The sequence below is a fragment of the uncultured Brevundimonas sp. genome (assembly GCF_937870815.1).
Taxonomy (GTDB): Bacteria; Pseudomonadota; Alphaproteobacteria; order Caulobacterales; family Caulobacteraceae; genus Brevundimonas.
In genome coordinates, this window is the sequence record NZ_CALMZS010000153.1 from 1 (window position 1) to 1,482 (window position 1,482).

Here is a 1,482-nt window from a genome sequence, read left to right on the forward strand (position 1 = left end):
ACAGTCTGCCTGAACAGATCGCCTTCGGCGCCGCTGGGTCCCCCGGTCTCGCTGCGCTCGCCGGAGGATGACGAAAGTGGAATTGCTGCGCTGCAAATCCGCCGCCGGCCATCACATTTTCGACAGCCAACATTCTGTATTTTCAGCACAACGTCCCGGCGCCAGCGTCATGAACCCGCCTGAGGAGACGGCGGGCGCATAATGCCGGGGTTTCCGTGCCACGATCTTTGACAACCGAATCCCGAACCGCCGCCAGAGGCGCTTTCGCCGGCCGACGATGTAGACTCTGCCGACTCTGCCGACTCTGCCATACTCGATTTCGGCGCCGACTCTGCCGACCCTGCCGACTCCGCCACACCAAATTTTCTGATCCGCCCGGGTGAATCGTCCGCCGTTCCCAAAGCATCTTGCTATTAGTCTACCTCCTAATTATCTTCCTCCCTATGAACGCCCTGTTCAAGGCCCTGTCCCACCCCGTGCGCCGCCGCATCATCGAGATGCTGCGCAAGGGGCCGATGGCGTCCGGCGACATCGCCGCCGCCTTCGACATGAGCTGGCCGACCATCACCGGCCACCTCAATGTGCTGAAGCAGGCCGGCCTGGTCTCGCCCGAGCGCGCCGGGGCCTCGATCCGCTACCGGCTGGAGATTTCGGCTGTCGAGGAGGCCCTCGCCTTCCTGCTGCGGATGACCGGCGCCGGCCGCCACGACCCCGAAGAGGAGACCCGTCGATGACCGCCCTCGACCGCGCCACCCTCGGCCTCAGCCTGCTGATCGTCGCCGCCGGCGCCGCGATCTTTCTCGCCGGGCCGCTGGAGCTGATGCCCTATCATTTCGGGCCCGACGGCCAGGCTGACGCCTGGGCCGGACGCGAGGCCATCGGCGGCGGCGTCGTGGGGCTCGGCCTGCTGACCGGCGTCCTGGCCGGCGGCATGGGCGCGGCCGCCCGCCGGGCGCAGGACCGCGCCCGGGCGCGCGCGCTGCGCTTCGGCCAGCTGGCGATCCTGCTGACCTTCCTGTGCCTGGGCCTGTTTTTCGGGGCGGCCAGCCTCAGCGGCCTGACCTCGCTGGGCTCGGCCGTCCCCATGGCCGGCCTGTCCGTCCTGTTCCTGCTGGTCGGCGCCGTGCTCGGCCGCGTCGGACCGAACCCGATCGCCGGCGTGCGCACGCCGTGGAGCTACAAGAGCCGGCTGGCCTGGGACCGCTCCAACCGTCTGGCCGGGCGGCTGCTCTTCGTCATCGGCCTCGCCGGCCTCGCCGCCGCGCCCCTCGCCCCCCAGCCCCTCGGCTATCAACTCCTGATCGGCGCCGTGCTGATCGCCGCCCTCTGGGCCGTCGTCGAAAGCTGGCGCGTCTGGCGCACCGACCCGGACCGGCAACCCTTCTGAGCCGCGCCCCGGCGGCGGCTAGAGCAATCGTCGCTTGAGTTGACGCGCCTTCTGCTCGCTGGGCCCGACGAAAGCTGGTTCATCACAAGGAGCAC

2 protein-coding genes are annotated in these 1,482 nt (G+C 69.2%); both read left to right on the top strand.

Annotated elements, in window-relative coordinates; translation table 11 throughout:
* Positions 1 to 443 precede the first annotated feature (443 nt).
* Positions 444 to 734 carry a metalloregulator ArsR/SmtB family transcription factor gene (locus tag Q0588_RS09980; RefSeq protein ID WP_298745805.1) on the top strand — a complete coding sequence of 97 codons (291 nt, stop codon included), beginning with the start codon at positions 444 to 446 and terminating at the stop codon, positions 732 to 734.
* Entirely contained in the window at positions 731 to 1,387 is a 657-nt protein-coding gene (locus Q0588_RS09985; RefSeq protein ID WP_298745806.1) for an SdpI family protein, read from the top strand. Before Q0588_RS09980 ends, Q0588_RS09985 begins: the two co-directional genes overlap by 4 nt.
* Positions 1,388 to 1,482: the final 95 nt, after the last annotated feature.